The organism is Chryseobacterium urinae (assembly GCF_030518295.1).
In the GTDB taxonomy this organism is placed as follows: Bacteria; Bacteroidota; Bacteroidia; order Flavobacteriales; family Weeksellaceae; genus Chryseobacterium; species Chryseobacterium mucoviscidosis.
In genome coordinates this window covers 162,056-168,880 of the sequence record NZ_JAULSJ010000007.1, presented here as the reverse complement: position 1 = coordinate 168,880, position 6,825 = coordinate 162,056, and the positions used below count along the sequence as shown (strand labels likewise).

At 35.2% G+C, this 6,825-nt stretch carries 8 protein-coding genes; 1 reads left to right on the top strand and 7 read right to left on the bottom strand.

Annotated features, from left to right (window positions below; genetic code table 11):
• Nucleotides 1–30: 30 nt before the first annotated feature.
• From QWT87_RS06445 to QWT87_RS06425, 5 genes are all read right to left on the bottom strand, one after another.
• Nucleotides 31–546: a GNAT family N-acetyltransferase gene (locus QWT87_RS06445; RefSeq protein ID WP_302714924.1), complete on the bottom strand. Its 516-nt coding sequence runs from the start codon at nucleotides 544–546 to the stop codon at nucleotides 31–33.
• Between the two features lie 40 nt (nucleotides 547–586).
• On the bottom strand, nucleotides 587–1,165 hold the full coding sequence (locus QWT87_RS06440) for a Crp/Fnr family transcriptional regulator (protein ID WP_302714922.1): 579 nt from the start codon (nucleotides 1,163–1,165) through the stop codon (nucleotides 587–589).
• A gap of 280 nt (nucleotides 1,166–1,445) precedes the next feature.
• Nucleotides 1,446–1,679: a hypothetical protein gene (locus QWT87_RS06435; protein WP_302714920.1), complete on the bottom strand. Its 234-nt coding sequence runs from the start codon at nucleotides 1,677–1,679 to the stop codon at nucleotides 1,446–1,448.
• 129 nt (nucleotides 1,680–1,808) lie between these two features.
• Nucleotides 1,809–2,537, bottom strand: coding sequence for a hypothetical protein (locus QWT87_RS06430; protein ID WP_302714918.1), 729 nt, complete (start codon nucleotides 2,535–2,537; stop codon nucleotides 1,809–1,811).
• 66 nt (nucleotides 2,538–2,603) lie between these two features.
• Nucleotides 2,604–5,006: an alpha/beta hydrolase family protein gene (locus QWT87_RS06425; RefSeq protein ID WP_302714916.1), complete on the bottom strand. Its 2,403-nt coding sequence runs from the start codon at nucleotides 5,004–5,006 to the stop codon at nucleotides 2,604–2,606.
• A 121-nt stretch (nucleotides 5,007–5,127) separates the two neighbouring features.
• On the opposite strand from QWT87_RS06425, the gene QWT87_RS06420 reads away from it, so the two are divergent.
• A complete protein-coding gene (locus tag QWT87_RS06420) occupies nucleotides 5,128–5,289 on the top strand; it encodes a hypothetical protein (protein ID WP_302714913.1) in 162 nt (53 codons plus the stop codon).
• 57 nt (nucleotides 5,290–5,346) lie between these two features.
• Here the strand turns inward: QWT87_RS06420 and QWT87_RS06415 are convergent, their stop codons facing one another.
• Complete coding sequence (locus tag QWT87_RS06415) at nucleotides 5,347–5,775, bottom strand: DoxX family protein (protein WP_271161210.1); 429 nt, start codon at nucleotides 5,773–5,775, stop codon at nucleotides 5,347–5,349.
• A gap of 68 nt (nucleotides 5,776–5,843) precedes the next feature.
• A complete protein-coding gene (gene era / locus QWT87_RS06410) occupies nucleotides 5,844–6,719 on the bottom strand; it encodes a GTPase Era (protein ID WP_076390359.1) in 876 nt (291 codons plus the stop codon).
• Nucleotides 6,720–6,825: the final 106 nt, after the last annotated feature.

The following is a 6,825-nucleotide window of genomic DNA, read 5'->3' as shown; positions in this document are numbered from 1 at the left end:
AAATTAAGCTTTTTTGCTTCGAATGACAAACTACCCTACTCTTTTTCCTAAAATCACCAAAGTTCTTTCAACGCCGTCCAAAACGGCAACATTCGGAAAAACGCCCCAGTCTTCAAAACCAAAGTGTCGGAATAATTTCAGGCTGGGTTCATTATGTAAAAAGATGAATCCCAATAGTGTTTTTACTTCAAATTTTGGTGCGTTATCAATGCAGTATTGCAGTACTTTTTTTCCGTAGCCTTTTCCGCGCGAGCTTTCGTCCATGTAAATGCTGAGTTCCACGGTTCCGTTGTATGCCGGTCTTCCGTAGAATGATGAAAAACTAACCCAACCTAAGACTTCATTCTGCTCCTTTTCAATGACCCAAAGTGGTCTTTTTTCAGGATTGTGGTCATGAAACCATTTAATTCTGCTTTCTACAGAGATATTTTCTGTATCGGCGGTTACCATTCTTGAAGGAATGGTTGAGTTGTAAATTTCTACAATTTTGGGTAAATCTTTCAGTTCAGCATTCCTGAATTTCAGTTCTTCCATTGATTTCAGCATATTTCTGCAAAGATAAAAGAAGCGTTTAAATCTGTTGAATTTATTCTTCAGAATTATTCTCCTGAAGTTCTTCCAAAGCTCGGTTCAGACTTTCCACAGTAATTCCGAGATAGGTTGCCATATCTTCTTTTGAAATTTCCATTTCTCTGGATTTTACTTCCAAAAGTTGTGAAAGTGTATGCTCTGTCTTGTGAAGCTGCTGATAAGAAGCGCGACTTGAAGTATTGAAAATACGTTCTGCAAAAACATCCAACAGTAAATTATTGAGGGTAAGGTCTTTTTTGATCAATGCCTGAAAATAGGGAATCGACATCGAATAAACGGTAACTTCCGTAATCGCTTCAATACTGCAGATGCAGGGAACATTTTTAATGACTTCGATCTCACCGATGATCTCTCCTTTTCCCATAAATTCCACAATATATTCTTTCCCGTTTTCTTCCACAAAATAGCATTTGGTAATGCCGCTTTTAACGAGCATGATCTTTGTGGAGATCTGATTTTGAACTAATATTTTATCGCCTTTTTCAAAAGATTCTAAAACAATATTCCCTTTATGTTCTTCACTGCTGTACAGTCCTTCAAGGTAGTCTAAAAATGTCTGATTGGTTCGTAACATATCTTTTCGGAATCAATGTCCCGTGTTTATTTATTTTTTACTGAATTTTGCGGGCTGAAAATTACAAAAACTAAAGTAAACAGAATATGAATAATTTTTGAAAAAAGTATATTATTTAGAACAGAAATCAATATATCGTTTAATCATTTCGGAATAGTACTTTTCTTCAAGATACATCAATTTCTGATATTAAGGACGCTTAATTTTTGAATAAAAATTATTTTCAGCCAACAGTTCAACCAAAGCTTTTGATGATGAAGGATTATTGAGAATTTCTTGTTCAAATCTTACCAATAAGGAAATCAATCTCCGTTTCTGTCCAAAGTGCTTTATTTTCCGGAAATACCATTTTATCAGGCTTTTCATAGGCTTTTATGACACTATAGTTTCTTTCTTGCCTCCATTTGGTACGATCGATTTCAATTTTTTCTCTAAAAGTCAGTCTGTATAATTCATCTGCAAGAAAAGAATCGCTCCCCATACACAGGATTTTCTTCCAAAAAATATCCTCCATATATAGATTCCACCTGATGATTTTCGGACATTTTTTATACAGCTTATCAACTTTGGCAGACAACTAGCTGGGATAAACAATAAACTAATTAATGTTTTCCTAGTTTGATAATTCTTAATATTCTATCTGCTATTTAAGTCCGAATCTACAAAACCTGAGATACTTTTTGATATATTCTGAAGAATATTTTTCATCAAAATAGGCAATCTTTTCATAATAAGGAACTTTCTTATTTTCATGTAGATAACGAAAACAAATTAATTCAATCAACTTTTTAGAAGCATCATGATTATTTAAAGTGGTCTGTTCTAATCTATATGCTAATGAATCGACATCTTTTTTAGTCCAGATTGTTTTTGTATTTAACATATCAACTAAACCTAAATACTCAGGGCTATTTTGCTTTCCGCTAGTAATCATACTATCTTTCCATTTTTTCTCCCATTGCATTGCATCTATTGTTTGTTTTTCGGAAATTACATTTATATACAATTCATAATCTAATCTAGAAACACCACCTACGCAACCTTTCAAAGTTTGTACAGAATCTTTACTTTTAAGATAATATTCAAATATTTTTTCGATAGATTTAGATTTTCTGTTGAAAAGAATATTTGCGGCATAATATTTAGCTACAGGATTTCCATTGAAAGCAATATATTCCACTTCTTTATCGTTTGCAATTTCATCCAGTTTCTTATGAAGTTTATACAATTCACTTTCAGTTCCTTCCATTCCTGTATGAGAAGATTCGGCTCTTTCACTCTTTAATATTTGCTGATAAAGATTTTTTACTTCTGGCGATAATTGTGCAAAATGTAAAATCGGGAAAATTATTAATAAGATTATTAGCTTCATTTATTTTATAGTTTTAAGTTTAAAATAAAAACCCGTCCAAAATTGAACGAGTTTTTATGTAGATTATTATTTTTTCAAACATTTCTCCAGAAACTGATCCTGTTCCCAAAGCAAATGAAGAATATTCTCTTTCGCTGCATATCCGTGAGCTTCTTTTGGCAGAAGAACCATTTTTACTGGTGCGCCAAGATTTTTAAGCGCCTGAAAATATCTTTCCGTCTGCAAAGTGAACGTTCCCGGATTGTTGTCTGCATCTCCATGAACCAATAACAGCGGTGTTTTCATCTTATCTGCATTCATGAAAGGTGACATCGTGTTATAAATTTCCGGAACATCCCAGTAATTTCTCTGTTCGCTCTGAAAACCAAAAGGCGTCAAAGTTCTGTTATAGGCTCCACTTCTCGCGATTCCGCATGCGAAAAGCTTGGAATGGGTTAAAAGATTTGCCGTCATAAAAGCCCCGTAAGAATGTCCTCCTACCGCAACTTTTTTCTTATCAATATAACCTAACCGATCTACTGCATTAATTGCTGCTTCTGCATTGGCTACCAATTGAGGAATAAATGTATCATTCGGTTCTGTTTTTCCTTCTCCGATGATCGGGAATGCGGCATCATCCAAAACGGCATATCCTTTCGTTGTCCAATACACGAAAGAACCGTAGTAAGGGTAAGTGAAATCGTTTGGATTCTGCGTATTCTGTCCTGCCGTATTTTTATCTTTATATTCTGTAGGATAAGCCCAGATCAGCAACGGTAATTTTTCTGTTTTTGCCTTTCTGTCGTAATTGGCAGGAAGATAAAGTGTTCCGGTAAGTGTAACGCCGTCATTTCTTTTATACGTAATTACTTCTTTGTAGACATCTTTAATGCTTTCAAAAGGATTCGCGAAATTGGTTACCGCTTCTGTCTTACTGGATTTAATGCTCTTTTTGAAATAGTTCGGATATTGACTGGAAGATTGCTGAATCGTAAGAACTTCTCCTTTGGCAGGATTTAAAATATCAATAATTTCTTCCTTTGCATTTTTAAGATTGGAAGTATACAGTCTTTTCTTTTTCATGGTTTTCACATCCATCTCATCAATGAAAGGATGCTGTCCGTCTTTTGTGAATCCGGCTCCGATGAGATAAGACTTTCCTCCTTTCATGTCGACAACGTATCTTCCGTACTGGTTTTTTGTGGTATTGAAATTTCCGGGATCGCTGTACACATCCTGATAATTTCTGTCGTGAATCACTTTGGATTCTCCGTTATTTAAATCAACTAAGAAAGATTTTGTATTTCTTGTATCGTACCACCCTTCGGAAACAATGGCGTAATGATCATTCGTCCAGCTTACATCTTCGTATCTCTGCTTTGTTTTAAAGAAAGATTTCGGAGCATTGCTGAAAGGTGCTTCCCATGTAAAAATTTCATCTCTGAATTCTGCATTTTTATACTGATCTCCTCCGTCCAGAGCTTCTGCATATACCAAAGTTGCAGGCATATCGCTTCTCCATCCCATATCTCTTTTTCCTGTTCTTACGGAAGAGAATCCTTTTGGCATGATTTCGTTCAGAGGTGTTTCGTTTACAACTTTTACCACCTTTCCGTTCATGTCATACACCGTAGTGGTCATCGGAAATCTGCTTAGAGGAACAATGTAAGAAAACGGTTTTTTAATAGTTGTCGCCATCAAATAATTTCCGTCCGGCGAAAAGCTTAATCCGGAATACATATCCTGATCTTTTACTTTCTTTAAAGTTCCGTTAAGATCAACATTATAAATTTCTGAAGCGGTTAAAACCTCAAAATTCTTTTCATCCTGCGGATTTTTCAGAAGATCCTGATACGTTCTGTTTTGCGAAACTTTTCCGTCTGCCGTAGAAACAATGGGACCAGTCGGAAGGTCTTTACTGGAATCTATTAAAGCAGGTCTGTTTTGCGGAAGGGTTTTAATTAATAAATTCTGAGAGTCTTTGTACCAGATGTAAGGACTTCCCAAATTTGCATTTAAATTATCAGAAGTTATTTTCTTTGCGGTAGCGGTTTCAAGGTCTACAATCCAAAGCTCCACACCTTTATTGGTGGTATTGGTAAACGCCAGTTTTTTTTCGTCCGGAGAGAATGATGTATTGGCGATTTTTGGATTGGAAGGTAAATTTTTAACCTGAACTTCCATTTTATCGTTCATTTTTCTCACTTTCAGGTTATTCGCATACGTTGCCGAACTTGAAATATTGGTTACCGGATTTATTCTTAATCCTCCCAGTTTCATTTCCTGCTGACTTAAATCTTCCAGTGTTTTGTAAGTCGGACGGTAGGTAAAAACAATCCAGTCTTTTTTACTGTTCATCAAAACACTTGGCGGTCTTTCATAATCTGCCAATTTCAGGATTTCCGCAGATGGCTTTTGATACGTAATATTTTCCTGCGCTTCATAGAAATTGAGGAACGCAAGAAGGCATATGGTCAATCTTATCTTCATAATAATTTCAATTTCCACGAAATTAATGAAAATTAGAGAATATACAATTCTATATTAAAACACTTTTATGGGATTTAATAAAATAATATTATCTTTAGTATTCATCAAATTCAGAATCATTATGAAAAATCTAAGAAAATTAGAGCGAAGAGAACTTCGCGCCATGAATGGCGGAAATGCACCGCAATGTCCTTCAGGATACAAACCCTGCATGAAAATCGATGAAACGAATGAACTTCCTAAATGGAGCTGCATACCTTCCAATCTTCCCTGCAATCCTTAGAAACAAAAAGAGCGGTTGAAAACAACTGCTCTTTTTTAATTTATATTGTAAAAATTATTACCAATCATTGGCTCTTTTCCTTTTCTCGATCATATAATCGACAGAAAATTTTCCGACTCCGAAAACCATCAGTAAAAGATAGACGGAAAGATAAATAAGGCTCATTTCCCGCTTTTCAAAAGGATCTGCTCCATGAACAACGAAACCCGCAATAATCATGGTAAACATCAGAAATCCTAATGAAATTCTTGAAAACAGTCCTAAAATAAGGAGAATTGAACAGGCAAATTCTGCAAAAACCGTTAAACCTAAAGTGATCTGCGATCCTAATCCTAAAAAATCGAAAAAGTCTGACTTTCCTTCTAAAAGCATCTGAAGCTTTGGAAAACCGTGAGAGAGCATGGCAAAACCAATGAAAACCCGCACGATAAGCAATGCAACATCTTTTAAAACAGAATCTGAATTTGTTGTGTTCGAATAGTTCATTAAAAGCAATTTACATTTAAAGATAGTGAAAATTCTTCTAATAGAACGGTTTTTAGATGGTTTTTAGTCTATCTGTACCCAAAATTTTTCAAATCTCTGTCGTTTTTTCTCCAGTCTTTTTTTACTTTAACAAAAAGGTTCAGGTGAATTTTTTTATTAAAGAATTTTTCGAGATCCAGTCTGGATTCTGTTCCGACTTTTTTAATTGCTTCTCCTTTATGTCCGATGATAATTCCTTTCTGGGTATCTCTTTCCACATAAATAATAGAATCGATGAAGATAATTCCTTCCTTTTCCTTGAACTGCTCCGTAACCACTTCCACAGAATACGGAATTTCTTTTTCGTAATTCAAAAGGATTTTCTCACGGATTGCTTCATTTACAAAGAATCTTTCAGGCTTGTCCGTATACTGATCTTTATCGTAGTAAGGCGGATTTTCCGGCAGTAAAGATTTAAGTTTCGGTAAAATAATGTCTGTATTAAAAGCATTTAATGCAGAAATAGGCAGAATTTCCGCTTTCGGAATTCTCTCATGCCATGTTTCAACCAGTTTTTCAAGACCTTCCTGATTGGTCTGGTCTACTTTATTCAGCAAAAGCAAAACAGGCACAGGAATTTTGTTCAGCTTATCAATCAGAAATTCCGAAGGTTCAGCTTTGTCGGTAACATCTACAATGAAAAGGAAAACATCGGCATCCTGCAAAGAATCCTTTACAAAATCCATCATTTTTTCCTGTAAACCGTATTTCGGATCAAGAACTCCTGGAGTATCTGAAAATACGATCTGTAAGTCTTCTTCATTATAAATTCCGAAAATTCTGTGGCGTGTTGTCTGAGCCTTCTGGGTTACAATCGCCAGTTTCTCCCCCATCAGTTGATTCAACAAGGTAGATTTTCCGGCATTGGGCTTTCCAACTATATTTACAAATCCTGCTTTGTGCATAAAAATTATATTAGGATTTGCAAAGTTACTAAACTTAATCGGTCTTTGGAATTAATTGGAAACTTTTACCGACAAAAAAGACTTTTCCGGTTAGAAAAAGCCTTTG

Bases quoted from the DNA above. Each gene is read 5' to 3' on its own strand.
- QWT87_RS06445 (WP_302714924.1), bottom strand. From the start codon at position 546: ATGCTGAAATCAATGGAAGAACTGAAATTCAGGAATGCTGAACTGAAA.
- QWT87_RS06440 (WP_302714922.1), bottom strand. From the start codon at position 1,165: ATGTTACGAACCAATCAGACATTTTTAGACTACCTTGAAGGACTGTAC.
- QWT87_RS06435 (WP_302714920.1), bottom strand. From the start codon at position 1,679: ATGGAGGATATTTTTTGGAAGAAAATCCTGTGTATGGGGAGCGATTCT.
- QWT87_RS06430 (WP_302714918.1), bottom strand. From the start codon at position 2,537: ATGAAGCTAATAATCTTATTAATAATTTTCCCGATTTTACATTTTGCA.
- QWT87_RS06425 (WP_302714916.1), bottom strand. From the start codon at position 5,006: ATGAAGATAAGATTGACCATATGCCTTCTTGCGTTCCTCAATTTCTAT.
- QWT87_RS06420 (WP_302714913.1), top strand. From the start codon at position 5,128: ATGAAAAATCTAAGAAAATTAGAGCGAAGAGAACTTCGCGCCATGAAT.
- QWT87_RS06415 (WP_271161210.1), bottom strand. From the start codon at position 5,775: ATGAACTATTCGAACACAACAAATTCAGATTCTGTTTTAAAAGATGTT.
- era (WP_076390359.1), bottom strand. From the start codon at position 6,719: ATGCACAAAGCAGGATTTGTAAATATAGTTGGAAAGCCCAATGCCGGA.